General features: G+C 75.0%; 22 protein-coding genes. 8 read left to right on the forward strand and 14 right to left on the reverse strand.

The annotated features are described in order from the left end of the window. The first annotated feature begins 106 nt into the window (after positions 1-106). The 5 genes from pqqA (at position 107) to ABZY91_RS23490 (ending at position 5,428) form a co-directional block, all read left to right on the forward strand. Positions 107-256, forward strand: a complete 150-nt coding sequence (gene pqqA / locus ABZY91_RS23470) for a pyrroloquinoline quinone precursor peptide PqqA (protein WP_329881302.1) — start codon at positions 107-109, stop codon at positions 254-256. After that, complete coding sequence (pqqC, locus tag ABZY91_RS23475) at positions 253-1,011, forward strand: pyrroloquinoline-quinone synthase PqqC (RefSeq protein WP_355405020.1); 759 nt, start codon at positions 253-255, stop codon at positions 1,009-1,011. The genes pqqA and pqqC overlap by 4 nt, the downstream gene beginning before the upstream one ends. Further along, on the forward strand, positions 1,008-2,561 hold the full coding sequence (pqqE, locus tag ABZY91_RS23480; RefSeq protein WP_355405022.1) for a pyrroloquinoline quinone biosynthesis protein PqqE: 1,554 nt from the start codon (positions 1,008-1,010) through the stop codon (positions 2,559-2,561). The genes pqqC and pqqE overlap by 4 nt, the downstream gene beginning before the upstream one ends. Before the next feature lie 23 nt (positions 2,562-2,584). Then, a complete protein-coding gene (locus ABZY91_RS23485; protein ID WP_355405053.1) occupies positions 2,585-3,532 on the forward strand; it encodes an MBL fold metallo-hydrolase in 948 nt (315 codons plus the stop codon). 249 nt (positions 3,533-3,781) lie between these two features. Beyond that, a complete protein-coding gene (locus tag ABZY91_RS23490) occupies positions 3,782-5,428 on the forward strand; it encodes a lytic murein transglycosylase (RefSeq protein ID WP_355405024.1) in 1,647 nt (548 codons plus the stop codon). Between the two features lie 124 nt (positions 5,429-5,552). Here ABZY91_RS23490 and ABZY91_RS23495 read toward each other — a convergent pair whose 3' ends face one another. The 3 genes from ABZY91_RS23495 to ABZY91_RS23505 form a co-directional block, all read right to left on the reverse strand. Continuing rightward, entirely contained in the window at positions 5,553-6,137 is a 585-nt protein-coding gene (locus ABZY91_RS23495) for a TerD family protein (protein ID WP_329881306.1), read from the reverse strand. Between the two features lie 168 nt (positions 6,138-6,305). After that, a complete protein-coding gene (locus tag ABZY91_RS23500; RefSeq protein ID WP_355405026.1) occupies positions 6,306-6,896 on the reverse strand; it encodes an RICIN domain-containing protein in 591 nt (196 codons plus the stop codon). A 237-nt stretch (positions 6,897-7,133) separates the two neighbouring features. After that, complete coding sequence (locus ABZY91_RS23505; RefSeq protein ID WP_355405028.1) at positions 7,134-7,811, reverse strand: class I SAM-dependent methyltransferase; 678 nt, start codon at positions 7,809-7,811, stop codon at positions 7,134-7,136. A 362-nt stretch (positions 7,812-8,173) separates the two neighbouring features. Here ABZY91_RS23505 and ABZY91_RS23510 point away from each other — a divergent pair, with 362 nt between their 5' ends. Next, a complete protein-coding gene (locus ABZY91_RS23510; RefSeq protein WP_355405030.1) occupies positions 8,174-10,513 on the forward strand; it encodes a glycosyl hydrolase family 18 protein in 2,340 nt (779 codons plus the stop codon). An 89-nt stretch (positions 10,514-10,602) separates the two neighbouring features. Here the strand turns inward: ABZY91_RS23510 and yidD are convergent, their stop codons facing one another. The 9 genes from yidD to ABZY91_RS23555 all read right to left on the reverse strand — a co-directional run bounded on the left by yidD (position 10,603) and on the right by ABZY91_RS23555 (position 21,706). Then, positions 10,603-11,163, reverse strand: coding sequence for a membrane protein insertion efficiency factor YidD (gene yidD / locus ABZY91_RS23515; protein ID WP_355405032.1), 561 nt, complete (start codon positions 11,161-11,163; stop codon positions 10,603-10,605). Positions 11,164-11,276: 113 nt separating this feature from the next. Next, the gene (locus ABZY91_RS23520) at positions 11,277-12,050 is read right to left on the reverse strand and encodes a hypothetical protein (protein ID WP_355405034.1); all 774 of its coding nucleotides are present in this window, start codon (positions 12,048-12,050) and stop codon (positions 11,277-11,279) included. A 159-nt stretch (positions 12,051-12,209) separates the two neighbouring features. Beyond that, complete coding sequence (locus tag ABZY91_RS23525) at positions 12,210-13,295, reverse strand: hypothetical protein (protein ID WP_355405035.1); 1,086 nt, start codon at positions 13,293-13,295, stop codon at positions 12,210-12,212. 322 nt (positions 13,296-13,617) lie between these two features. After that, the gene (locus ABZY91_RS23530) at positions 13,618-15,024 is read right to left on the reverse strand and encodes a family 2B encapsulin nanocompartment shell protein (RefSeq protein WP_329881312.1); all 1,407 of its coding nucleotides are present in this window, start codon (positions 15,022-15,024) and stop codon (positions 13,618-13,620) included. A 437-nt stretch (positions 15,025-15,461) separates the two neighbouring features. After that, on the reverse strand, positions 15,462-16,931 hold the full coding sequence (locus tag ABZY91_RS23535) for a lysine 2,3-aminomutase (protein WP_355405037.1): 1,470 nt from the start codon (positions 16,929-16,931) through the stop codon (positions 15,462-15,464). Positions 16,932-17,139: 208 nt separating this feature from the next. Further along, positions 17,140-18,258, reverse strand: a complete 1,119-nt coding sequence (locus tag ABZY91_RS23540) for a hypothetical protein (protein WP_355405039.1) — start codon at positions 18,256-18,258, stop codon at positions 17,140-17,142. A 209-nt stretch (positions 18,259-18,467) separates the two neighbouring features. Next, the gene (locus ABZY91_RS23545) at positions 18,468-19,283 is read right to left on the reverse strand and encodes a YwqG family protein (protein ID WP_355405041.1); all 816 of its coding nucleotides are present in this window, start codon (positions 19,281-19,283) and stop codon (positions 18,468-18,470) included. 209 nt (positions 19,284-19,492) lie between these two features. Continuing rightward, positions 19,493-20,002, reverse strand: coding sequence for a hypothetical protein (locus ABZY91_RS23550; protein ID WP_355405043.1), 510 nt, complete (start codon positions 20,000-20,002; stop codon positions 19,493-19,495). Between the two features lie 168 nt (positions 20,003-20,170). Beyond that, positions 20,171-21,706 (reverse strand): PLP-dependent aminotransferase family protein, encoded by a 1,536-nt coding sequence (locus ABZY91_RS23555; protein ID WP_355405045.1) that lies wholly within the window; start codon positions 21,704-21,706, stop codon positions 20,171-20,173. A 227-nt stretch (positions 21,707-21,933) separates the two neighbouring features. Between ABZY91_RS23555 and ABZY91_RS23560 the strand changes: the two genes are divergently transcribed. Then, complete coding sequence (locus ABZY91_RS23560; RefSeq protein WP_355405047.1) at positions 21,934-24,780, forward strand: AAA family ATPase; 2,847 nt, start codon at positions 21,934-21,936, stop codon at positions 24,778-24,780. 100 nt (positions 24,781-24,880) lie between these two features. On the opposite strand, the gene ABZY91_RS23565 is transcribed toward ABZY91_RS23560, so the two are convergent. Further along, complete coding sequence (locus ABZY91_RS23565) at positions 24,881-25,168, reverse strand: hypothetical protein (RefSeq protein ID WP_329881319.1); 288 nt, start codon at positions 25,166-25,168, stop codon at positions 24,881-24,883. A gap of 321 nt (positions 25,169-25,489) precedes the next feature. On the opposite strand from ABZY91_RS23565, the gene ABZY91_RS23570 reads away from it, so the two are divergent. After that, positions 25,490-25,798 carry a chaplin family protein gene (locus ABZY91_RS23570; protein ID WP_355405049.1) on the forward strand — a complete coding sequence of 103 codons (309 nt, stop codon included), beginning with the start codon at positions 25,490-25,492 and terminating at the stop codon, positions 25,796-25,798. Positions 25,799-25,891: 93 nt separating this feature from the next. Here ABZY91_RS23570 and ABZY91_RS23575 read toward each other — a convergent pair whose 3' ends face one another. Next, positions 25,892-26,305 (reverse strand): universal stress protein, encoded by a 414-nt coding sequence (locus tag ABZY91_RS23575; RefSeq protein WP_355405055.1) that lies wholly within the window; start codon positions 26,303-26,305, stop codon positions 25,892-25,894. Between the last annotated feature and the right edge of the window lie 265 nt (positions 26,306-26,570).

The following is a 26,570-nucleotide window of genomic DNA, read 5'->3' on the forward strand; positions in this document are numbered from 1 at the left end:
ATCGCGTGGTTTCGACCGGCGGGCGGGCCCGGCGGCTCGTAGCGTCCTGATCCAGGGGCCCTCGGGCCCCGGCCTCTCACCCACTTCACCGAGGAGGGCAACTCCCATGAAGTCCACGCTCGCTCCCCAGCCCGTCACCACCGCCGCCGTACCGGCCCCGCCGGCCGCGGCCAAGCCCGCCTGGTCCGCCCCGGCGGTGGAGTGCCACCGCACCGGCGCCGAGGTCACCGCGTACGCCGCGCGGACCACTCGGTGACCCAGGCTCCCCCCCTCGCGCCGGCCCGGGTGCCGGCCGACCTGCAGCCGGGCCGCGAGTCCTTCGCGGCCCGGCTGCACGGCCTGCGGGACCGGTACTGGGACACCCACCCGTTCCACCTGCGCCTGCACTCCGGCGACTGCACTCCGGAGGAACTTCGGCGCTGGGTCGCCAACCGCTGGTACTACCAGCTCTGCCTCACCCGGAAGAACGCGGCGATCATCGCCAACTGCCCGCTCGCGGACGTCCGTCGGGAGTGGTCGCAGCGGCTCGGCCACCAGGACGGCCCGAACGCCGACCAGGGCGGCCTGGCCGACTGGCTGGTGCTCGCCGAGGCGGTCGGCCTGGACCGGGCCGAGATCCTGGACGAGCGGCACGTCGCGCGCGGGGTGCGCTTCGCCGTCGACGGCTACCTGCACTTCTGCCAGACCCGCCCGTGGACCGAGGGCGTGGCCGCCGCACTGACCGAGATGTTCTCGCCCGACCACATGGCCGAACGGGTCGTCGCCTGGCAGAAGCACTACGACTGGATCGACCCGTCCGGCTACGCCTACTTCGAGCACCGCATCCCCGACGCCCGCCGGGACAGCGCCCGGACGCTCGAACTGGTACTGGACCACTGCGTCACGGAGGCCCAGCAGCAGGCGGCCGTGGACGCGCTCGCCTTCAAGTGCGAGGTCCTGCGGGCCATGCTGGACGCCGTCGACTACGGTCCGGCCGGTACCCCTGCGGGCCGGAACGGGACCGGCCGGTGAGCCCCGCACCCGACGCCGCGACCCCCGGGCTGCGGCGCGGTGTGCGGCTGGTGCACGATCCGGTCCGCCGGCAGGACGCCCTGCTCTACCCGGAGGGCGTCCTGCTGCTCAACGAGACCGCCGCCGCCGTGCTCCGGCACTGCGACGGTCGGCGCGACGCCGGGCGGATCACCGCCCGGCTCGCCGCCGAGTACGACGGGGTGGAGCCCGGGCAGGTCCTCGGCCTGCTGCTCGACCTCGCCGAGCGCCGGCTGCTCACCCTCGACGGCACCGGCGCACCGGCCGTCCCCACCCGGGCCGCGGACCCGCCCGGGACCGCGGGGGCCCACGCCGCGGGGACCCACCCGACGGGGACCCACTCGGCGGAGACCCGCGCCGGACGGCGGGCGCCCGCGCCGCTCGGCCTGATCGCCGAGCTCACCCACCGCTGCCCCCTCCAGTGCACCTACTGCGCCAATCCGGTCGAGCTCACCAGACAGCGCGACGAGTTGGACACCGAGCAGTGGCTGCGCATCCTCGACCAGGCACGCGGCCTCGGCATCCTCCAGGTCCACCTCACCGGCGGCGAACCGCTGCTCCGCCGCGACCTGGCCGCCGTCGTCGCACACGCCCACCGGCTGGGCCTCTACACCAACCTGATCACCAGCGGCCTGCCCCTGGACGGCCCGCGCGCCGCCGAACTCGCCGAAGCGGGCCTGGACCACGTCCAGCTCTCCGTCCAGGACGCCGATCCGTACCGCGCCGACACCGTCGCCGGGCTGACCCGGCTCAACGGCCGGACCGGGCACGAACGGAAGCTGGCCGCCGCGGCGCTCTTCACCGCCGCCGGACTGCCGCTGACGGTCAACGCCGTGCTGCACCGCGGGAACCTGGCCCGGCTCGGCGCGATCGCCGACCTGGCCGTCGAGTTGGGCGCCGACCGGGTGGAGCTGGCGCACACCCAGTTCTACGGCTGGGCCTGGGTCAACCGGGCCCATCTGGCGCCCGGTGACGAACAGGTCCGACAGGCCGAGCTGGACGTGGCCGCGGCCCGCGCCCGGCACGGCGACCGGATCGAGATCACCCACGTCGTCGCCGACCACCACAGCGGCACCGCCAAGCCGTGCATGAACGGCTGGGGGAACGAACAGCTGGTGGTCGCGCCCGGCGGCGACGTGCTGCCCTGCCTGGCCGCCGCCCAGCTGCCCGGTCTCCGGATCCCCAACGCCGCCGGCGACCACCTGGCGGCGATCTGGCACGACTCCCCCGCCTTCAACCGCTTCCGGGGCACCGCCTGGATGCCCGAACCCTGCCGGAGCTGCGCGCTGCGCGAGGTCGACCACGGCGGCTGCCGCTGCCAGGCCTTCCAGTTCACCGGCGACGCGGGCGTCACCGATCCGGCGTGCCGGCTCTCCCCGCACCACCACCTGGTCCACTCACCCGCGCCGGCCGGCGGCCCGACGCCGGTGCCGCGCCGGTTCACCGCCGCGCCCGTCACACCCGCCACACCTGCCACACTCGGCACGCCCGGCACCGCCACGAGCGTCACCGCCGGGCCGGGCCCGTCCTGAGGGAGCACCCGCTGAAGATCCGGATCCTCGGCACCGCCGCCGGCGGCGGCCTGCCCCAGTGGAACTGCGGCTGCGACGGCTGCGCCACCGCCCGCCGCACCGGCGCGGTCCGCAGCCAGGACTGCCTGGCCGTCAGCGCCGACGGCGCCGCCTGGTACCTGGTCAACGCCTCCCCCGACCTCCGCTCCCAGCTGCTCGCCGCGCCCGAACTGGCCCCCGCGCCCGGCACCCGCGCCACCCCGCTGCGCGGTGTGCTGCTCACCAGCGGCGAGCTCGACCACACCCTCGGCCTGGTGACCCTGCGCGAGGCCGCAGAGCTGTCGGTGCACGCCACGGAGCCGGTCCGCGCCGCCCTGCACGAGGCGTTCCCGGTCGGCCCGCTGATCGCCCCCTACGCCAGGACGCACTGGCACACCGTCACACCGGGCACCGCCGTCGAACTGGCCGGCGGCCTGCTCGCCGAGCCGCTGGCCCTCGGCGGCAAACGCCCCCGGTACGCCGCCGGCCCGCCCGGCGAGCGACGTACCGCCCGCGGGAACGGGACGGCCCCGGCCGGGGCGGGCACGGCGGCGGGAGCGGACCGGACGGACTGGGTGATCGGCTACCGCTTCAGCGACACCGCCGGCCGCGCCCGCGCGGTCTACGCACCCGGGGTCGCCGCCTGGACGCCCGCCCTGGACCGGGCGGTGTCCGGCGCCGACCTGGTGATCCTGGACGGCACCTTCGCCACCGACGACGAGCTCGCCGAACGGACCGGCGGCGCGCGCACCTCGCGCGGAATGGGCCACCTCGCCGTCGAGGACTCGCTCCCCCACCTGGCCCGTCACCCGGGGCCGCGCTACCTCTACACCCACCTCAACAACACCAACCCGCTCGCCCACCGGGGCTCGCCCGAGGCGGTCGCACTGGCCCCCGTGCTGGCCGCGGCAGGTGCGGGCGTCGCCGAGGACGGGACGCTCGTCGAGCTCTGACGTCCTGCCCGCGGCCCGGGGCCCGCCCGGGGTCGGCGCCGCGCCGGCCGTCCTGACCGTGTCCGGTCGAGTTCGTCCACGGCCCGTTCATCGAACGGTGGCGCCCGGGACCGCTCCCGGCCATCCGGGGCCTGTCGGATCGTCGTGATACTAATCGTCCGGGAAACGAGCTCGGTCAGGCACCGGCAGGCACGATGGTGACACCCCGTCCGTTCCCCAGGGGCCGGACGGTGACGGGAGGGGCACAGCATGGCGACCAGGAACGGCGACGGGACATCCGAGGGGCCACGGCAGGCCGTGGTCAGGGAGATCGTGGTCAGGGAGACCGCGAGCCGCCGGGTCGCGGGCCCCCGGGGCGCCCGCCGGCTGCGGCTCGGCAGCCGGATGGCCGGAACGGCAGCGGTCTTCACGGCCCTCGCCGCCCTGACCGGCGCTCAGTTCACCGGCCTCGGCCTCGCCCCCGTGGCATCCGCCGACGCGCTTCCGGCCCCCGCCGACCGGACCCTCGGCCCGACGGCCACCGGGACCGGCTCCGCGGCCGTGGACCCCGGCACCACCTCGCCGTTCGGCCCCGGCGTGTCCGGCGGGCCCGCTCTCGCCGGGGCCGCCCCGGTCGACGGCGGCGGTACCGTCCCGCTGACCCAGCCGCCCACCGCTCCGGTCGGCTCGCCCTTCGCCGACCCGCTGCGCAACGGGCCCGCCCTGCCGGAGACGGTCTTCGCCGCCTACCGCAAGGCGGAGGCCGCCCTGGCGCTGCGCTCGCCCGCCTGCCACCTGCCGTGGCAGCTGCTGGCCGCGATCGGCGAGGTCGAGTCCGGCCAGGCCGGCCGGGGTGCGGTGGACGCCGCCGGGACGACGTACCGGCCGATCCTCGGCCCGGCGCTGAACGGTGCCGGCTTCGCGGCGATATCCGACACCGACGGTGGCCGCTTCGACGGTGACGGCGTGTGGGACCGCGCCGTCGGTCCGATGCAGTTCATCCCCTCCACCTGGGCTTCCTGGGGCGTCGACGCCAACGCCGACGGCAAGGCCGATCCGAACAACATCTTCGACGCCGCCGAGGCCGCCGGCCGCTACCTGTGCGCGGGCGGCCGCGACCTGTCCGACCCGGCCCAGCTGGACCGGGCCGTCCTCGGCTACAACCACTCGGCCGAGTACCTGCGCACGGTCCGGAACTGGATGGCCCACTTCAGCACCGGGAGCCCGGTCACCACCCCGGGCCGCACCGCCCCGAACGGCCCGTTCGCTCCGCTCACCCTGCCGACCCCGCCGGCTCCCGTCGCCCCCGTCATCCCCGGAATCCCCGGTGTCCCGACCGGTACGCAGCCGTCGGGCGTGCCGCAGCCGTCCACCACGCCCGGCACTCCCGCCGTTCCGTCCACCTCGACGACGCCCTCCGGCGCACCGTCGACCTCACCGTCGACCTCGCCCTCGGGGACGCCGTCCACGTCGCCGTCGACCGGTGCGACCCCGTCGGATTCGGCGTCGCCCTCCGCGTCCCCCTCGACCGGGCCGACCACCACGCCGTCGGGGACGCCCTCCGCGACCGCGAGCCCGTCCGGCAGCGCGAGCCCGACGGCGACCGCCGAGCCGACCGGGACGCCCACCGCGACGCCGACGGCCACGCCGACGACGACCCCGACCGGCACGCCCACCGCCTGCGCCACGCCGACGGACGCCCCCTCGGGCACGCCGACGGCCGGCACCGCCCCGAGCGCCCCGGCGTCGGCGACGCCCTCGGCCACCGCGACGCCGACGGCCACCGCCCCGGGCTGCCCGACGCCCACCCCGACCGCGACCGCCACCCAGAGCGGCGCCCCGACCGGCTCGGCCGCCCCGGGCGCCGCCGCTCCGAGCACGCCGCTCACGCCCTCCGGCGCCCCGTCGGCGCGCTGACCGGGCGGCACCTGCGGCGTCCGCACGCACGACCTCGGCCCGCCACCCGTTGATCCGGGTGGCGGGCCGAGGTGTCCGCGTGCGACCGGCTGCCGGTCGCCCTCCGCTTCGTCGTCGCCGAGGCTCAGAGGTGCTTCACGAGCTCGGGCATCAGGTCCTGGAACGTCCGCCCGGCGGCGGGTTGGCCGATCGCCACGAGCTGCCAACCCGTCCCGGTCCGCTGCATCTTCGCCATGATCTGCGCGGTGTACGGGCCACCGCCGGTCAGCGTGTAACGGGCCAGCTCGGTGCCGGTCTGGGTGTCGACCAGCCGACAGAAGGCGTTCTCGACCTCCTGGAAGGTCTGGCCGGTGAACGAGTTGACGGTGAACAGGATCTGGTCCACCTCGGCCGGCACGGCGGTGAGGTCGACGGTGATGGTCTCGTCGTCGGTCGCGTCCCCGGCCCCGCCCGTCAGGTTGTCCCCGCTGTGCCGCACCGAGCCGTCGTCGCTGGTGAGGTGCTGGAAGAAGACCACGTCCACCGGCTTGCCGGCCGCGAAGAGCACCGCCGAGGCATCCAGGTCGATCTCCTGCCCGGCGAACAGTTTGGCGAGGAAGCCCTTGCGCTGCGCGGCCCGCCAGCCGAGACCCATCCGCACCACGCCCAGCCGCCCGCCACCGGGCTTCTCCAGGCTCAGCTTCTGACCCTTCGCCAGCGAAACGCTCATCGCGCCCTCCTCGTTCCTCACCTGCGCCCCATGAATCTACAACAGTGTAGATCTTCCCGGCGCCCCGGATTCACCCCGGGACACCTCCATACCCCACGGGCGCGCCCGGGAAGCCGCCCGCGCCCGCACCGCGCCGGGACGCAGTACGGGCACCCAGGGCCCGGCCGCCTACCAGGTCCAGATCTGGTCGGCCCAACGGTTGTCACAGCCGCCCACGACCGCCCCGCTGCCGGAGTCCCCGCCCCGGACGATCACGCACAGCTTGCTGTTGTAGTTCTTCAACCAGTAGCCGCCCGCCTGGAGCGAGACCGCCCACCACAGCTGGTCGTCGAAGTCCGCGCAGTCCGTCTGGACGACCGGACCGTTATTGGCGGTCCCCCGGGCCACCAGGCACTTCCCGCTGTGGAAATTCCGGATCCGGAACGCATTGGCCTTGTTGTAGACCGGGTCGAAGATCCAGAACTGGTCGTCGAAACCGAGGCAGCCGTACTGGAAGGCCTGGGTGTTGTTCGCATAGCCCTGGACCACCAGACACATCCCGCTGTTCGTGTTCCGCAGCTTCGAGCCCTGCCCCGGATCGGCGAGTGCGAGGTCGGCGACCGGCACCACCGCTCCGACGGCCCCGGCCGCGGCGGGCCCCACCGGCGCCGAGCCGGCCGCCGCGACGCCGCCGGAACCGGCGAGAACCGAGACCGCCAGCGCGGCCACCGCGACGGAGGCCCCGACGAAACGGGCCGACCTGTGGATGAAACCCTGCATGTGCCATCCCCCTCGATCAGTCGGAATTCCCATCGACGGCAGACGAAGCACACGCCTGCCGGACCGAACCCTAACCGCCGGGGAATTCACCTTCAACGGTTTTGCGAAATGACGAATGCACCCGTCCGCCCCGTACACGAAACAGCAAACCGTTCGCCACTGCCGCCACCTGGTCACTTCGCTCCGGATCCACCGGAACGAGCGACCGGCGACCGGCGACCGGGAACCGGCCCGGGGTCAGCCGACCCGCTCCGCGCGGACGAGGGCGTCGATCGCCTCCACCGGACGGCCGCCCAGACCACCGCCCGCACCACCGCCGGCGCCGTCGCCGGTCGCGAGCCGGTGGCCACCCTCGGCGGCCACCGCACGGCGCACCCGTTCGGCCCGAACGGTGTGCAGACCGGCACCGACCAGGTCGGTCAGCACGTCACCCGGGGTGAAGAGCACCGCCGGATCCCGGGGGCCGCCGACGCCCTCGGTCAGGTTGGTCGAGTCGTGGCCGACCACCAGCAGGGTGCCGCCGGGCGCCACCGCGGCGGCGGCGCGACGCAGCGCCGTCCGGCGCTCCTCCGCGGGCAGCTGGAGGTAGGCGACCACGACGAGGTCGTAGCCGCCGGTCGGCGCCTCGAAGGTGCGGGCGTCCCCGTGCCGCCAGGTCAGGCGGTCGGCCACCTCGTCCGGCAGGGCGGCGGTGAGCCGTTCGGCACGGCCGAGGGCCACCGTCGAGAAGTCCAGACCGGTGACCTCCCAGCCCCGGCCGGCGAGCCAGATGCTGTTGCGACCCTCCCCCGCGGCGAGGTCCAGGGCGCGCCCGGGGGCGAGCCCGGCGAGTTCGCGGACCACCCAGCGATTGGGTTCGGTGCCCCAGACCAGCTCGCTCGCGGCATAGCGGTCGTCCCAGGCGCGGCTGTCCATGACCCGTTCTCCGTTCGACGCGGGGCTCCTCGGGAGGCCACCGTACCGGTCCGGCGGTCGCCGTACCGGCCGTACGGTCCGCGGGCCGGCCCACGGTCCGCCGGCTCGGACCCCGCCCGCCGCACCGGCCGTGCGGTCGCCGACGACCGTTCCGCGGGGCACCCTTGACGGCGAATATTGGTCCAGTCCAATCTGTGATGTCGTGATGCGGGATCCTGTCCGGTCCGCGTCACGAGCACCACACGCCTACCCGAAAACGCGCTCCACACCCGCCCGCGCGCCCCCACAGCGCCCGGTTCGGCTCCCCGGCCCATCCCGGGCCAACCGCACCGCCGGAACCCCACTCCTCCGGAGGATCACCCATGCACGACCGGGTCATGCCCGCGCGCCCTGCCCGACGCCGGGCCGCCGCACCACGCCGACGGACCACCGCGCTCGCCCTGGCGGCCACGCTCACCACCGGCAGCGCCGCCCTCGCCCTCACGCTCGACACCGCCTCGGCCGCGGCCGTCAACCTGCTGACCAACGCCGACTTCGAGACCGGCGGCCTGGCCGGCTGGACCTGCGCCAACGGCTCCGTCGTCACCACCCCGGTGCACGGCGGCAGTTACGCGCTCAGCGGCGCCGCCTCGGCCGCCGACACCGCCCAGTGCCAGCAGACGGTCGCCGTCCGGCCCAGCACCACCTACACGTTCTCCGGCTGGGTGCAGGGCAGCTACGTCTATCTCGGCGCGACCGGGACCGGCGTCAACTCCCAGAGCTGGGCGCCCAACGCGACCGGCTGGACGCAGCTGAGCACCACCTTCACCACGGGCGCGGCCACCACCTCGGTGACGGTCTTCACGCACGGCTGGTACGGCACCGGCGCCTACCGGGCCGACGACCTCAGCCTGACCGGCCCGGCCGGACCGACCAGCAGCTCCAGCCCGACGGCCACCAGCAGCCCGACCGTCACGACCAGCCCCACGGCCACCAACAGCCCGACGGCGTCGAACAGCCCCACCGCCTCCAACAGCCCCACCGCGTCGAACAGCCCGACGGCCACCAACAGCCCCACCCCGACGGCCACCTCGACCGGCACCGGCCCGGCCGGGGACGGCAAGGTCACCACCCCGAACGGCGTCACGGTCACCAAGGTCACCCACAACGCCGTCGTGCTCAGCTGGCAGCCGTCCACCCTCACCAGCGGCGACGGCCCCGTCTCCTACAAGGTGTACGCGGGCAACCAGCTGGTGGCCACCTCCATGGGCACCTCGGTCGCCGTCAGCTCGCTGCTGCCGACCCGCGGGTACACCTTCACCGTGCAGGGCTACTCCGGCAGTCACGCGTCCGCCCAGTCCGCCCCGGTCAACACCACCACCGCCGCCGCCCCCGCCAACAGCCCCTTCCGCTCGGCCTACTTCGACCAGTGGGGCGTGTACGAGAACGCGTACCACGCGAAGAACGTGGACACCAGCGGTGCGGCCGGCAAGCTGGACGTCATCAACTACGCGTTCGCCAACATCCACCCGACCAACCTCACCTGCTTCCAGGCGGTGAAGGCCTCGGACTCGGCCAACGAGAACAACCCGAACGCCGGCGACGGCGCGGGTGACGCCTACGCCGACTACCAGGCCGACTACAACGGCGCCACCAGCGTGGACGGCAGCGCCGACGTCTGGGAGCAGCCGCTCAAGGGCAACTTCAACCAGCTGCGCCAGCTGAAGGCCAAGTACCCGAACCTGCGGCTCAGCATCTCGATCGGCGGCTGGACGTACTCCAAGTACTTCTCCGACGCCGCCGCGAGCGACGCCTCGCGCAAGAAGTTCGTCTCCTCCTGCCTCGACATGTTCCTCAAGGGGAACCTGCCGACCAACATCGCCGGTGACCCGGCGGGCGGCGCGGCCTCGGCGGCCGGCCTGTTCGACGGCATCGACCTCGACTGGGAGTACCCGGGCTCGGCCGGCGGGCACACCGGCAACCACACCTCCCCCGCCGACAAGCAGAACTTCACCCTGCTGCTGAAGGAGTTCCGCACCCAGCTGGACGCCCTCGGCAGCGCGCAGGGCAAGCGGTTCCTGCTGACGGCTGCCCTGCCCAGCGGCCAGGACAAGATCGCGCAGCTGGAGACCGACAAGATCGGCGCGTACCTGGACTACGCCGACGTCATGACCTACGACATGCACGGTGCCTGGGACGCCAAGGGCCCGACCAACCACCAGGACCCGCTGCACGACAGCCCGGCCGACCCGACCACGCCGATCACGCCGGGCACCCGCAAGTACAACATCGACACCACGCTGGCCGCCTACACCACCGGCCTGCCGGAGTACGGCATCGCGGGCGGCTTCCCGGCGAACAAGCTGGTGCTGGGCCTCCCGTTCTACTGGCGCGGCTGGACCGGCGTGCCGGCCGGCTCGAACTTCGGCCTGTACCAGAGCGCGACCGGCCCGACGCCGGCCAAGCCGCTCAGCGCGGAGGCCGGCCTGGCCTCCTGGAAGGAGCTCAACGCCACCGCCGCCAACACCCACTGGGACCCGGTGACCGAGTCGTCCTGGGTGTACGACGGCACCAACTTCTGGACCGGTGACACCCCGCAGGCCATCCAGGCCCGTGGCGCGTACGCCAGGAGCAAGGGTCTGGCGGGCCTGTTCGCCTTCGCCCTGGAGAACGACGACGCCTCGGGCTCGCTGCTCAACGCCATGAACAGCAGCCTGCACTGACGCTTCGCCGGCTGATGCCGGAGGCCGCGCGGATCACTTCTCGACCGTGATCCGCGCGGCCCCTCCGTCTGCCGGGCCGCCCGGCCCGGTCAGCGCTCCGGCACCGGGTCGACGCCGCCACCCCGGCGGGCGGCACCCGGGCGGCAGCTCAACAGCCGGCCGACGGTCAGCCGCGCACCGCGCACCGCGCCGTGCCGGTGCAGCGCCTGGACGGCGTACGTCGAGCAGGTCGGCGTGTACGGGCAGCAGGCCGGCCGCCCGGGGCTGATCTCGGTGCGGTAGTGGCGCACGGCCCCGTACAGCACCCCGGCCGCGAAACCGCCGGGCACCGGCGCGGCCGGGTCGACCCGGCCCGCCGCGCCGCCGTGGCGTCGGCCGCGGCCTCCGGCGAGGGCGAACCGGATACCCGCGACCGTCATCACCGGGAAGAACAGGAGCAGGCAGGGACCGTCGCAACCGCCGCTGCAGTCGAGGTTGTCCAGGCAGTCGTTGTCCTTCTTCTTCTCCCCGTGCTTGCGGAGGTAGGCCTTCCACTCCTTGCGCTGGCGGCGCCGCCTCCGGCGCTCCTCGGCGGGCAGCCACCACCAGGCGCGCCCGGGGCGCTGGGTCGTCGGGTACGGGTCGCCCTGGTGGGGCTGTCGGTAGGCCACGCGCACGGATCCTCTCGGCATGCACGCCGGGGCCGGCCCCCGACGGCCCGATCAGAGTATCGAAGGCCGGGGCCGCCGGGAGACGGGTCCGGGTGACGGGCGCGACCGGCCGGTCACTCCTTCCCGCCGCCCAGTGCCGGGAACAGGTCGGTGAACGTCTCGGTGGTGACCGAGACGCTCCGGCCGAACGGGTCGTCGAAGTCCCAGATCAGGAAGAGCAGGAAGGCGATCAGCGCACTGAACACCCCGGCGAGCAGCAACTCCCTTGCCGAGCGCCTGATCTGGAGGGCGAACACCATCCCGATCGTCACCACGGCGCCCACGATCAGGCCGAACCAGACCACGCCCGGCATGGTCGGTCCGGCGTTCTGGCCCCGCGCGTTGCGGGCGTCGTCGGCGATGCCGATCCGGTCCATGATCGGCTGGTACGCCTGGGCCTCCAGGTCGGTGGCCGGCGGACGGGTCGCGACGTCGCTGCGCAGCTTCGCGAGCAGCTCGGTGCCCCGGTCGGAGATCTCGCCGTTCTCGCGCATGTACGTCCACTCGACGTCGACCACGTAGGAGACGTAGGCGTCGACGTCTGCACGGACCTTGTCACGGAACTCGACCGGGTAGACCTGCGCCCGCTCGCTCACCTCGTGCAGCGCCTGCGCCTCGCGGAACACGTCGTCCTGCGCCACGCCGCGCGCCTCCCAGACACCGGCGAGTGCCAGGCCGAGCACGATGGCGTAGACCACGCCGATCATCATCGTCATGTACTCGATGACGTCCGGTGTCTCGTCGGTGTCCTCGTCCTCACCGGCGCGGCGGTGCCTCAGCAGCACCACCGCCACCACGACGGCACAGGCCGCCAGCATGGCGATGGCCAGCGCCAACCACTCGGACATGGGAACTCCTCTCTGGGTCGGGTCATTCGTCGGATCGGATCGGGCTGAATCGGCTCGGACCCGGCCCGTGCCGGGGTGGGAGGCACGGGCCGGGTGCACCGGGGGCGGAACGAGCCGCTGCGGGCGGCCCGGTGGTGCTCACGTCGGACCGACGCGGTGTCAGGAGCTGCCGGTACCGCCTGAGCCGCCGGAGCCGCTCGAACCGGCGGACCCGGTGGAACCGCCGGCGCCTCCGCGACCCCCCGAGCCGCCTCGGCCGGAGCCTCCGCGCGGACGCAGGGCGACCACCGCGAGCACGGCGGGCACGGTGATCACCAGCATGGTCCGGGTCGGCGCGGCGCCGTGGTGCCGCTCCGGGGCCTGCACCGGTGGGGCCTGCGGGATCCGGACGGGCTTCACCGTCGGGGCAGGGCGCACCGGCTCGGGGGCCGGGCTCTGCGGTGCCTGGGTCTGCGGTGCCGGGGGCGGTGGTGGCGTCGGCGCGGGCGGGCGGGGCGCCGGCGGGGGCGGCACCACCGGCTGTGCGGTGGGCCGCGGGGTCGTCGGCCTCGGCGTCGGTACCGGGGTGGGCACCGGCCGCGGGGACGCGGGCGGCGTGGTGGGCCGCGGCGTCGGGGAGGGCGGAGCCGGGGGCGGCACCGGCGCGGGGGTCGGCGGCGGTGTCGGCACCGGGGTGGGTGTCGGGGTCGGGGTGGGCTTCGGGGTCGGGGTCGGGGTGGGTGTGGGAGTCGGGGTCGGGGTGGGTGTCGGCTTGGGCGTGGGCGTGGGCGTCGGGCACGGATGGCTGTGCGTCGGCTTCGGTGGCCACGGCTTGGTGGGCCAGGGTTTCGGCGGCCATGGCCTCGGGGTGGGCGAGCCCGGGTGGTGCGACGTCCCGGAGAGGTCGACGGTGACGTCCACCTCCACGTCGACGCCGACCTGGACGTCCACTCCCCCGTGGCCGACCCCCACCGAGACGTCCGTCCCGGTGGAGACGCAGGTGCTGACGACCGGCCCGTGCGGGCGCCCTCCGCCGTGCTGTCCCGAGGTCCTGGCGGCGGCCGAACCGCTCAGCAGCGCGCAGAGCGCGGCCACCCCGGCCGCCGCTCCGGCCAGCCGGATCCGCCGGGCGCGGGAGGTGCCGGCGCCGATCGGGTCACGGCTGCGGGTGACGCCGTCACGCCGGGTACCGCCGCTCGCAGCGCCGTCTCTCGCAGCGTCGTCTCTCGGAGTGCCGTCGCTCGCGGCGGTGGGGTCCGCGGTCACGACTGCCCGTCCACCGGTATCCGTCGGGGCGGCTGGGACTGGGGCATGGGCTCCATGCACCTCTCGTGTCGTCAGGTAGGTCGGACGGCGCCGGAAGGGGGCCGACACCGGACGGCCCGCCTCGGGGGGCGGGCCGTCCGGTACCAGGTGAAACGATCATGCGGGCGGCCCGTCACGGCCGGACCGGGCCCGGTCGCGAGCCCGGGGCCCGGGTCACGGCCGGACGGGTCGTCACGACGGGTCGTCACGACACGGTCGTCACGGCACGGTCGTCACGACGGGGCCGCCGCGTCGAGGCGGGCCGGGCGCCCGGCGCCACGGATCAGCGGCGGCCGTGCGCGACCTCGACGTTCTCCAGCACGCCGACCGCGTCCGGCACCAGGATCGCGGCCGAGTAGTAGGCGCTGACCAGGTACGAGATGATCGCCTTCTCGTCGATGCCCATGAACCGGACCGAGAGGCCGGGCTGGTACTCGTCCGGGAGGCCGGTCTGGTGCAGGCCGATGACGCCCTGGTTGTCCTCGCCGGTCCGGATCACCAGGATGGAGCTGGTGTTCTCCTTGGTGATCGGGATCTTGTTGCACGGCAGGATCGGCACCCCGCGCCACGCCGGCACCTGCTGCCCGCCGAGGTCGACGTGGTGCGGGTAGATCCCGCGCGAGTTCAACTCACGGCCGATCGCCGCGATGGCCCGCGGGTGGGCGAGCAGGTAGTCCGGGTCGCGGCGGCGGCTGAGCAGCTCGTCCAGGTCGTCCGGGGTGGGCGGGCCGGAGTGGGTCTGGATCCGCTGGGCGAAGTCCGCGTTGTTGAGCAGACCGAACTCCGGGTTGTTGACCAGCTCGTGCTCCTGGCGCTCGCGCAGCGCCTCGATGGTCAGCCGGAGCTGGTGCTCGATCTGGTTCATCGGCTGGTTGTAGAGGTCGGCGACCCGGGTGTGCACCTTGAGGATCGTCTGGGCGACGCTCAGCTCGTACTCGCGCGGCTTGAGCTCGTAGTCCACGAAGGCGCCGGGCAGCTCGTACTCGCCGTGGTGGCCAGCCGACATGGCGATCTCGGCCTCGCCGCGCTCGTTCTGGCGCTGGAGCGGGAGGGCGAGGAAGGCCCCGAGGTGCTCCTGCAGCGCGGGCGAGCCGTCCCGGATCGCCTCGAAGTCCCGGCGGGGCAGCGAGAGGACGGTACCGGAGGTCACCGTCCTGGCGGTGAACTCCCAGACGGCGTCGGCGTCGAGGACGGCGTGCTCGCCGAAGCGGTCACCGTCGGCGAGCACGCTGACCACCGTCTCGTCACCGTACTTGCCGGTGCCGATCTGGTTGATCTTGCCGTGCGCGATCAGGTAGATCCGGTCGGCGGGCGCTCCGCGCTCGGCGAGCACCTCACCCGGGCCGAAGTCGCGCTGCTCGCAGCGGTCGGCCAGCGCGGTGAGCACCCCGTCGTCCTCGAAGCCGCGCAGCAGGGCGAGTTCGCCCAGCTCCTGCGGGATGACCCGGACCTCTGAACCGGTCTTGATGAACTCGACCCGGCCGTCGCCGACGGTGTAGGTGAGGCGGCGGTTCACTCGGTAGGCGCCACCGGCGGCCTGCACCCAGGGCAGCACCTTGAGCAGCCAGCGGGAGGTGATCTCCTGCATCTGCGGCGCGGACTTGGTGGTGGTGGCGAGATTGCGGGCAGCGGCCGTAGTGAGGCTCGACTGCACCACCTGCTGTGTCTCCGGGCTGGTCTCCACGGGCATCGGCAGGGCTCTCCTTCATCTGGTCAGGTCACGTCGTCTGCGCAGGTCCCGCCGACGGGGCCGCCCGGTCGGCGGTGGCCGGGTGAACGGTCTCGACGGTTCATCAGATACACGTATCGGCAAGGGTGTTGATGGCGTTCACGAAGTGGAGCGCCACTCGGTCGATCCACCGGGAACCCTAGATCACCAAGGCCCGACCGACCCCGTATGGCGGTGGAGTGCCCCCCGATAGGGTGAATCTCTCCGAGCGGAGGGTTTGAATCCGTCAGCCGGGCCCCACAACGCCGACACGTTTCTGCGCATGCGAATCGTCCAGACGTAGGAACGATTCACCTCACCCGAACGGAGCAACGCGAACGCCCGCACCCCGGCCGGCGGGGTGCGGGCGACTGGAACACGTGTTCGCCTGTCGAACAGAGTCGGCCGCCGAGGGCCGATCAGACCAGCGCGGGCTCCCCCGCGAGCTGCGAATCCCCCGCGAACCAGGGCCTCCGCTCGAACGACGCCGGCCTCAACTGATCGAACCAGGTGGCCCGTTCGTCGTACCGGGCGAAGAACGGCAGGCCCACCCGCTCCGGCTCGCGGGCCTGCAGGAACCGGCAGACGAAGACCCGCTCACCCGCGACCTCCGCGACGCCGTCCAGGCAGACCTTCCCCGGCCCGGCCGACATCACCGGCCCGCGCGCCGTCCGCTCCAGCCCCGACACCTGGCGGACCGCGTCCCGGTAGATCTCCACCGCCCGCGCCAGCGGCACCTCGAAGTAGGAGCTCGCCCCGGTGTCCCGCTCCACGAACAGGTAGTACGGCGCGATGCCGAGCCGCACCATGTCCCGCCACATCGCGGCCCAGACGTCCGGGGAGTCGTTGACGTGCCGGATCAGCGGCGCCTGGGCCCGGATCACCGCCCCCGTGGACCTGATCCGCGCCACGGCCGCCCGGACCACCTCGCCGGCCAGCTCGCGCGGGTGGCTGACGTGGGCCATCACCGCCACCTGCCGCCCGGCGGCGACCGCACGTTCGAACAGGCGGAGCAGGTCGTCGGCGTCCGGGTCGGTGGTGAACCGGTGCGGCCACCAGGCCAGCGCCTTGGTGCCCAGCCGGATCGTCCGCAGGTGCTCGGTCCCGGGACCGAGCAGCGGCTCGACGTAGCCGGCCAGCCGCGCGGTGGACATGATCAGCGGATCACCGCCGGTGATCAGCACGTCGGCGACCTCCTGGTGGGCCCGCAGGTAGTCCAGCGCGGTCGCCGGACCGGGCAGGCTCTGCCGCAGGTCCGGCTCACCGACGAACTGGGCCCAGCGGAAGCAGTAGCCGCAGTAGGCGTGGCAGCTCTGGCCCTGGGCGGGGAACAGCAGCACCGTCTCCCGGTACTTGTGCTGGAGGCCGGGCACGGGGCGGCCGTCCAGCTCGGGGATGTTCTCCTCCAACTGCCCGCCCGGGTGCGGGTTGAGCGCGCGCCGGGCGGCCGCCACCGCCTCGGCGAGCCGCTCGCGCGGGGCGCCGGCGGAGATCAGCGCGGAGATCCGGTCGAAGAGCTCCGCCGGGAGCATGTCCCGGTGCGGGAAGGTCAGGCGGTACATCGGGTCGTCGGGGACGCGCCGCCAGTCGATCAGCTCCTCCAGGACGTGGTTGTTCACCTTGAACGGCAGCACCGCCGCGACCACCGCGATCTCGTGCCGCAACCGCTCGTCCACCCCGGCGAGCTGCGGCAGCCCGGCGAGCCGGTGGCCGGGTACCGCGCGCAGTTTGGGGCGCCGGCCGGCCCCGGCCGCCGTCCCCGTGCTGCCGGCACCTGCGGTGGTGCGCGCGCCGTCGCCGGCGTCGGTGATGGTGATGTCGGCGCCGGTGGTGGTGCCGGCGGCATCGGCAGGCCCGCCGTTCACACGCTGGTCTCGTACGGTTCGCACCCGTGTCACCCTTCTCCCGGCCGCTCCACGCGGCCCTGTGGGCAGCCTAACCTTCGTGCGGTGACCATCCGTCAGAGGGCCTGGGAGCAGCGGCCGTACGGGTCCGGGGCGGGCGGCGGCCGGGCGCTTCACCGGTCCACGGGGCGGGCGGACACCCGGTCAGGGCAGCCGGCGGGGCACCCGGCCCTCGACGGCCCGCCACGCCCCGCTACGACTCGCCGCGGTCCCGGTGGTCCCGCTCGCGCCGTCGTGCCACGTACCAGAAGGTGCCCACCAGGGCGGAGAGCCCGATCACCACGAAGGCGAGCGCGGGCCACCGGCTCTCGAACAGCCGGACGTCGGCGAGCAGCAGCACGACGACCGCTCCCAGCGGGACGACCAGCGAGGCCACGGCCCGGGCGGCCGCCACCACCATCCCGGGGTCGGTGCGGGTCCGGCGGGGCCCGGACCAGCCCGCCGGAGCGCCGCCGAAGTGGAAACCCACCGCACGCGTGGCGATCCGGTCGGTGGCCCGGTTGTAGGAGGCCCCCATGTACGGCAGCCAGACCAGCGGGGCGACCGTACCGAGGAGGAAGACCACGGCCAGCAGCGCCCACCCGCCGGCGGAACGCCAACGGGACGGCGGCGGGTCCTCGCCCTCGCTCGTCAGCCCGAGCAGGCGGGCCATCCGCCGGATCAGGGAGGCGAATCCGCGGATGCGCCGGGTCCGGCGGTCCCGACCGGCGGGCGGACCGCCGGGCGCCGGATCGGGGCCGGACGCCAGCGCGCGCTCGGCGGCGGCGAGGTCGGGGTACGCCCCCTGGAGGACGAGGATCTCGGCGGCCCGGGCCGGTGCCACCGGGTCCTTCCCGGCGAGGGCGGCGAGCTCCAGGAGGAGTTGCCCCTGGGCCAGCAGCGCGCTGCAGAAGGCGAACGGCACCAGCCAGAGGAACGGCCCGCCGACGAACGCTCCCTCGGACTGGCTGACCCGCCGGGCGTGCGTGACGGCCCGGACGGCCAGCTCGCCCGTGGTCTCGTCGGGGCGGGACGCGCGGAGCGCGGCGGTCCGCCGGGCGGCCCGGGGGCCGCGGTGACGGACGGCGAAGACCGCGAGCAGCTCCGGCAGACGGCCCGGGTGCGCGCGCACCGCGCGCAGCAGCTCGACGGCGGGGGCGGCGGTGTCGGCGCCGGCCGCGACCTCGGCGCTGCGCGCGGTGCCGACGACGTCGGTGCTGTCGGCATCGGTGTTCTCGGCATCGGTGCTGTCGGCAGGAGCGGCCGCGCGGTGCGGCGCGGACTCCGCTCCCGGCTCCGCGCCCTCCGGGGTCCGCTCTCGCTCTGGGACCACGTTCGTCTCACCGCCCCGCCGTACCGCCCGACCGACCCCCGGCAGGGCGCCCGGTCCCTCGTTCCGGGCCTCACCCCAGCCTAAGACGAGTCCGCCGGTTCCCGCCGTTCGTCCGCCCGGCGGTCGTCCGGCGGTCGCCCGGCCGTCCCGGGCGGGAGGCCGGTGCGGGGCCGGTACCGACCAGGTCGGGGGCTCCGCGCCCGACCCCGTCAGACGGTCTCGAACCCGTGCCGGACCAGGTCGAAGCGGCCCGCCGCGAGGTCCTCGTCGGTGATCCAGAACGAGACGTCGGCGCACGCGCCCCGTGCCGTGTCCAGCGCGCCGCTCCCGATCTGGAGCAGCGGCCGGTGGCCCTCGGGGCGTCCGGTGTCGGTGTCGCACCAGCCGAGCACCCGCACGGCGGGCCGGGGCAGCTGGTCCGCGAGGTCGAGGGCGAGGTCGAGCGCGACCAGGAAGTCGTCGGGGAACAGGTTCTCCAGCTCGCGGTCCTGGTAGGACGGCGCGGAGAGCGCCCACGACGCCCGGACCGGGACGGCCGGGACGGCGGGTGTGCCGTGCTCGCTCGGCGGTGCCGGTCGGGGCGGCGCCCCGGCGGGCACGTGCAGGACCCGGCAGCCGCGGCCGCTGAAGTCCGCGAGCCACTCGTCGTGGAAGAAGAGCAGCAGACCCTCGGTGGGAAGCGGCCAGCGGTCGCCGGGCCCGGTCGCCCGGAACGCCGCAGCCAGTCGGGCGCAGTCCAGCTGGGCCAGGAAGCGCATCGGACGGCCGGAGAACGCGGGCCAGGCCGTCCCGGCCGGCAGCGCGGGCAGCCCTCCGAGCCGGCCCTCGTCCCTCTCACCACCACCCGTCCCGCCATCGCCGGTGACCGGCCCGAGGACCAGCGAGGAACGGAACAGCCGGTGCACCAGCGGTGCGAGCCGGTCACCGGCCCGTGCGCGGATCGCCGCCGCGACGGCCTCGGGGATCGGCGGCGCGCCCGCGCCCGGGGCGGTCGTCGACATGTCAGTGGTCACCGGTTCGGCCATGCGCCGAGCCTGCCATCCGGGTCCGACAATCCGCGGGGCGCACGGGCCGCACACGCGGCGGACCGCCGACCCGGTGGCCCACCGGCGCCCCGGGGGAAACGCCGGAGTCCCGTCAGGTGCCGGTACGGGGGCGATCGGCACCTGACGGGGGTTCCGGGCGGCCCCGGCCGGGCGCTGCGGCCCGGAGCGGGGGCGGGGCGGGGTCGGGATCAGGAGCAGGTGACCTCGTTGCCGGGGACGTTGAAGATGCCGGAGTCGGAGGCGGTGCCCGAGGCGTACTCGTAGTAGAGGTACGTGTAGAAGTCGATGCGCGCACCGTTGCCGCAGGCCGAGTCGGCGGCGATGTCGTAGGTCAGCGTGACGGTGGTGGTGGCACCCGCCGCGACCGGCACGGAGTGGTGGACCAGACCGCTGGTGGCGCCGGTGTCACAGCTGCTCACGTTGCCGCCGCAGGACGCGAAGGCGTACTTCAGGCCGGTGGCCTGGGTCGTGCCGTAGGTCGGCTGGATGGACTCGTAGAGGAACTGCACGGGGGTGTCGTGCGGGTTGGTCAGGGTCAGGGTCAGGGTGACCGAGGAGCCCGGGGTCGCCGTCGTCCTGTCGGAGGACACGGAGAGCAGGGGGGTGTCGGCATGGGCGGGGGCGGCCGAGAGGATCAGGCCGATCAGGAGGGCGAGGATCGCGGGCAGGCCGAGGCGGCTCAGGAATGATGTGCGCATGACCATGGAGCGTAGGCGGGCTGCCCCGCCCCGGTGTTCTCCTCCGCACCGGTCCGTACCGGCATATGACAGCGGAGCGGACGCCCGGAACCACTACCTTCCGGTTCCGGCCCCGCCGGAAGGCCGGACACCCTACCCTTTGCTCCCGGCCCCGCGCCGGACGGCCACTCAGAGCGGCTCCGGCAGGATGTCGCAGAGCGCGTCGAGTGCGGCCGGGTAGGCGTGGTCGGGCGGTGTGGAGTAGCCGACGACCAGTCCGTCGGAGGCCGGCATCGCCTCGGGCGTGACCAGCGGGTGCCGGTAGTCCGCGAGGCCGTCCAGGGCCAGCCCCCGGTAGGCGGCCGCCTTGAGGACCGACCGCTCCGTTCCGGGTGCGAGCCGGAGCACCGCGTGCAGGCCGGCCGCGATGCCGGAGACCTCGATGTGCGGGGCACGCGAGGCCAGCGCGGCGACCAGCGCGTCCCGGCGGCCGCAGTAGCGCCGGCGCATCCGCCGGACGTGCCGGTCGTAGCCGCCCGAGCCGATGAACTCCGCGAGCGTGAGCTGTTCCAGCGCACTCGCCCAGCCCTCACGCTCCCCCTTGGCCGCGAGCACCCGGTCGACCAGGTGGTCGGGCAGCACCATCCAGCCGATGCGCAGCGCGGGGCTGAGGCTCTTGCTGACGGTGCCGAGGTAGACCACCCGCTCGGGATCGAGGCCCTGCACCGCACCGACCGGCTGGCGGTCGTAGCGGAACTCGCCGTCGTAGTCGTCCTCCAGGATCAGTCCGCCGCGTCCGCGCGCCCAGTCCACCACGGCCGAACGCCGCCCGGCGTGCAGCGGACCGCCGGTCGGGAACTGGTGGGCCGGGGTGAGCAGGACCGTCCGGACGTCCGGGTGGCGCGCCAACTCGCCGACACGGGCGCCGCGTTCGTCCAGCGAGAGGGGCACCGTGGTCGCCCCGGCGGTGGCGAGCAGCCCTCGGTGGAAGGCCAGCCCGTACGCCTCGACCGCGAGCGGTCCGGTGGTCCGGGCGGGCAGCACGGCCCGCGGACCGTCGAAGAGCAGTCGCAGCCCGTGGGCGAAGCCGGAGCAGACCACGATCCGCTCCGGATCGGTCCGTACGCCGCGCACCCGGGCCAGGTAGTCGGCGAGGGCGTCGCGCAGCTCGCGGCGGCCCTGCGGATCGCCCGGTCCGAACGCCTCGTTGGGCGCGGCGGTGAGCGCGCGCCGCCCGGCGGCGAGCCACGCGGTGCGGGGGAAGGAGGCGGTGTCGGGCCGGCCCTGCCGCAGGTCGTGGGCGGGCTGCGGCGGCCGGGACGGCCGGCGGGCGCGGGTCGGGGGGACGGGCTCGGCCCGGTCGGCGACGGCGGTGCCCGAACCCTGCCGGGCGGTGAGCCAGCCCTCGGCGACGAGCTCGGCGTAGGCGTCGGCGGCGGTGTTGCGGGCTATGCCGAGGTCCGCGGCGAGGGCGCGGTAGGGCGGCAGGCGGGTGCCGGGGGCGAGCCGGCCGCTGCGGATCGCCTCACGCAGGGCGCCCATCAGGGCGGCGCGGCGGCTGCCGGTGACGGGGAGGTCGAGATGCAGGTCGGTACCGGACGGACCGTCGCCGGCGCGGGCCGCGCCGGCGGCCCCCTCGTCCGGTCGGTCGGCGGTCTCCCGGGGCGTGCGTCCGGCAGGACGGCGGCGGGGTGTCCGGGGCGGCTCGACCGAGATGTCCGTCATGGTCAGGCAGCCTATCGCCGGACCGGGCCCGCCCCCGGGGCCGGGCCCAGCGCCCCGCCGCCGCCCCCGGAGCGCGGCGGGGTTGCCGGGGCAGGGCCCGGAGTTCACGGGGCACCCGGCGGGAAAGGGGAGGATAGCCGGGGCCGCAGGTGTGGCCACCTGCGAGGAAAGGGGCGGGGACGGTCGTGGGCACTGGGGTGGGAGCGGTCGGGTCGACCGTGGGGACGATGGTCGGGCGGGGCCGCGAACAAGCGCTGCTGGCCGCGTTCGTGACGGAGTCGGGGCCCGGGGCCCTGCTCCTGCGGGGCGAGACGGGAGTGGGGAAGAGCGCGCTGCTCGACCACGCCGCCGCGCACGCGGCGGACGCCGGGCACCTGGTGCTCCGGGCCGCCGGGGCCGAGGCGGAGAGCGCGCTGCCCTTCGCGGGACTGCACCAGTTCCTGCACCCCCTGCTTCCACGGGCCGCCGGCCTGGACGCCGCCCACCGGGCGGTGTTCGACGTCGTCCTCGGGCGCGGCGACGGGGCGCCGCCGTCGGTGATGTCGCTGGGGATCGCCGTCCTCGACCTGCTGTCCCTGACCGGTTCCGAGCGGCCGGTACTGCTGGTCCTGGACGACGGCCAGTGGGTCGACGCCGCCAGCACCGACGTGCTCGGCTTCGTGGCGCGCCGGCTCACCGCAGGTCCGGTACGCCTGCTGGTCGGCGTGCGGTCCGAGGTCGCCTCCGGGTTCGACGCGGCGGCGCTGGCGGAGCTCCCGGTGGCCGCGCTGCCGGACGGCGACGCGGAACGGCTCCTCGACCGGCGCCACCCGGGTCTCGACCCGGGGGTGCGGCGGCTGGTCCTCGACCAGGCCTGCGGCAATCCGCTCGCGCTGCTGGAACTCCCGCCGTACGCGGGAGCGGCCCACCGGAGCGGGGGCGGTCCGGGCGGCGGGGGTGCCGCCGCCGGCGGACCGGCGACCGGCCCGCACCCGGCCGGACTTCCGCGCCGCCTCCAGCACGTGTTCGGCACCCGGATCGAACGGCTGGACGACGCGGTGCGGGAGGAACTCCTGCGCGCGGCGCTCGACGGCGCGGGGACGAGGAGCGGCGGCCGCGCCGCGCGGTACCGGATGCGGGACGTCGACGAGGCGGCGGCCTGCGGACTGCTCGACGTCGATCCGGTCAGTGGCGACTTCGTGTTCCGGCATCCCCTGGTGCGCTCGACCGTGGTCCAGCTGGCCACGCCCGGCCGGCGGCGCGCGGCCCACAGGGAGCTGGCCCGGGTCCACGGCGACGACGTCGAGCGGCGGGCCACCCACCTGGCGGCGGCGGCCCAGGGGCCCGACGAGCAGGTGGCCGCCGCGCTGGAGACGGCCGCCGAGTCGGCCACCCGGCGCGGGGGCGCGCTCGCGGCGGTCGCCTGGCTGACCCGCGCCGCCGAGTTCAGCGAGGACCGGGACGGGCGGGCGCGACGCCTGGGCGACGCGGCGTTCGTCGCCGGGCACTCCGCGCTCCTCGACCAGGCGCGCAGGCTCACCGACGGGGCGGCCTCGTCCGGCGGAGCGGCTTCGGCCGCGGCCACGGTGACGTCCGCGTACACGGCCCTCTACGAGGACGGGGACGTGCGCTCGGCGCGACTGCAGGTCGTCGCGGCGATCGGGCGGATCCGGGCGGCCGGCCGGGGGTGGGCGGAACCCGCGTCCGCCACGGAGACCCCGGGCGGGCGGCCGGCCGGGCACCCTCCGGAGCCGGGGCAGCCGGCCGAGGTGCTCACCCGGCTGGTGAACCTCCTGCTCGCCGTCAACCAGTACGCCGCCGATCCCGCGGCCTGGGAGGCCGCGCACCGGCTCCTGGCCTCCATGGGCCCACTGGTGGCACCCGTCTCGCTGATCTACCGGGACGCCTGGAGCGACGTGGTCCGCCACGGGGCCGGTGTGCACGAGCGGGTCGAGCGCGCCTTCGCCGACCTCCCCCGGCTGGAACCGTGGGACGTCACGCGGCTGGCCGTCGCCGCGTACCACGTCGACACGCTGCACCACTACGGCCCGCTGCTGCGCCGCACCGTGGACCGGGAGGTGGAGACCGGCGCCGTCGCCAACGGCATGACCATGCTGCACCTCGTCATGCTGGACCAGCTGGCCGCCGGGGCGTGGGACGAGGCCGAGCGGACCGGGCACCGCGTACTGGAGCTGACCACGGCCCACGGATTCGCGCTGTTCGCCCACCACGGCCGGGCCTACCTCGCGCTCCTGGCGGCCCTGCGCGGACAGTCCCGACGGGCCGCGGAACTGCAGGCGGCCGTCGGGCACTGGGCCCGGCCCCGGGGCGTGGGCTTCCTCCTCCAGATCGCCGACGCGGTGGGAGCGGCGGCGGCGCTGAGCGACGGGGACTACGAGAGCGCCTACCGGTACGCCGCCGGCATCACCGCTCCCGGCACCTTCGCTCCCTGCGCCCACCAGGCCTCGCGCACCCTGCTGGACCTGGTCGAGGCCGCACTGCACACCGGCCGCGCCGAGCAGGCCCGGCGGCACGCGCTCGCCGCGCGGGACACCGGGCTGCCGGCGGTCTCCCCCCGGCTGGCCCTCGTCACCCACGGGGTGCTGTCGATGACGGCCCCCGACGACGCCGAGGCCGAGCGGGAGTTCGCCCTCGCCGACGCCCACCCGGCCGGCGCGCACTTCCCGTTCGAACTCGCGCGCATCCGCCTCGCCCACGGTGTCCGGCTGCGCCGCACCGGTGGCCCCCGGGCGGCGCGGCACCCGCTGACGCTCGCCGCCGAGTCCTTCGAGCGGCTCGGCGCCGCCGGCTGGGCCGAACGGGCCCGGGCCGAACTCCGCGCCTCGGGCGTGCCCGCGCCCGAACCCGGCCCGGGCCCGGCCGCCGCGCGCCTGGCCACGCTGACCTGGCAGGAGCGCCGGATCGGGGAGCTGGCGGCGGGCGGACTGACGAACAAGGAGATCGGCGCCGTGGTCCGGCTGTCCCCGCGCACCGTCGGTTCCCACCTGTACCGGCTGTTCCCCAAGCTCGGCATCACCTCCCGAGCGGCGCTGCGGGACGCGCTGGCGGAGGGAACGGGACGGGACGGGCCGTGAGGGGCGGCAGCGGGCTCCTCCCCGCCGGCCTCCCGGGCACGGCGGACCTCCCGGGCGCGGGACGGCCGCGCCCGGGAGGTCCGTACGACCCCGCCGACGCCTAGTCGATGCGGACGGAGTTGACGATGTACGAGCGCACGTCGTTGCGGGTGCGCTCGGCGAGCGTCGAGTCGGTGGAGTAGGCGCTGACGGTCAGCCAGACGTTCCGGCCCTGCGGGACGCAGACGACGGTGGCGATCACGTTGCCGTTGCCGCCGATCACCTGGTAGTCGCCGTCCCCGGCGAGGTCCCAGACCTGGAAGCCCTGGCGTTCGAGGGCGGTCTGGGCCAGACCGAGACAGCTGCCGAGGTTGTCGTTCTTGGTGAAGGTGCCCCAGTGCGCGTACATGCGGGTCTCCCGTTCGTGCCGTGGCCGGGTGGCCGCGGGCCGCTGCCGCGGCCCGTCCGTCGAGCATCGGGCGGCCGATGTCCCGGAAACACGGGGCGGGTGTCCCGGTCGTGCCCCGTCCCGGTGCCCGGGACCGGAGCAGGACCGCGGTGTCGGACGGACAGGTGGCGCGAGAGCGGGCAGGTGGTGCGAGAGCGGGCAAGGCAGGTGGGCCGGCCGGGCTCGGTGGCTGCTGCATCGGGGTGGGGTTCCGACTGCGCTCGGGTGACCGCACGGTCGGATCATGTGGTCATCGGCGTGTCGACTGGCTATTCCTTCCCCATGACCAACACCAGGAAGTACCTGTTCGCCGCGGGCCTGAGCGCCGCGCTGGCCGTCATCTCCGCCGGCCCCGCCCTCGCCGGCGGCTGCGACGACTCCGCGCACAGCGCCCCCGCCCAAGCCGCGCCGCTCTCCTCGGCCTTCCTCGGCGGGGGCGGCGGGGGCGGGGGAACCACCTGTATCAACACCGGCGGCGCCTACGCCAGCGGCGTCGTGGCGGGCTCCCCCGGCGTGCTCTCCGGAAACCAGATCCAGATCCCGATCAGCATCCCGATCAACATCTGCGGCAACAGCGTCTCCGTGCTCTGACCCCCCTCACACCGCACAGGGCCGCGGCCCCGGCATCCGCCCGGGACCGCGGCCCTCGTCGCCCCCTCGTCCGCCCGCCCGCGCGCCCTTCCCCTACGGCACCACCGTGACCGGCCAGCGCCCCGCCTTCACCAGCCGCACCGCGACCGAGCCGATCACCCGGTGACCGGCCTGCTCGGAGGCCCCGACCACCACCGCGTCCGCCCGCAGCTCGTCCGCCAACCGCGCCAGACCCGTGAACGGGTCGCCCCGGACGGTCAGGAAGCGCCAGTCCAGCCTCCAGACGTCGCGGTGCCGGTGCTCGGCCTCGCGCAGGGCGTCGAGCAGCTCGTCGGCGATCTCCCGGGTGGTCTCCTCCACCGCCGCGCCCGCGAGCGCGGTGGCCGCACCGAGCACCGGCTGGATGTACGCGACCGCCAGGGTGGCGTGCTGCCGCCGGGCCAGACCGGCCGCGTAGGCGGTGGCCCGCCAGGCGGAGTCCGATCCGTCCAGCCCGGCCAGGATCATCTTGGGGCCGTCCGTCCCCAGCTCGAACCCGGTGGGCGCGACCGCCGCCCCCGGCTCCCCGGCCCCCTGCCCCACCTCGTCGAAGGCCTCCGCGTCCCGCCGCTCATCGCTCTCGTTGCTCATGGCCCGAGGCTATGCCGAGCACTCCCGGTGCCTGCACGGGGCACGGCGGGTGAGGGCTGTGGTGCGGGCCACCCGGAGGCGGGTGACCCGCCACCCTTTCCACCACCCCCGGCAGAGACACCGTCACCCACCGTCGACCATG

Origin of the sequence: Kitasatospora sp. NPDC002965, from assembly GCF_040611255.1 — a bacterium.
In the GTDB taxonomy this organism is placed as follows: Bacteria; Actinomycetota; Actinomycetes; order Streptomycetales; family Streptomycetaceae; genus Kitasatospora.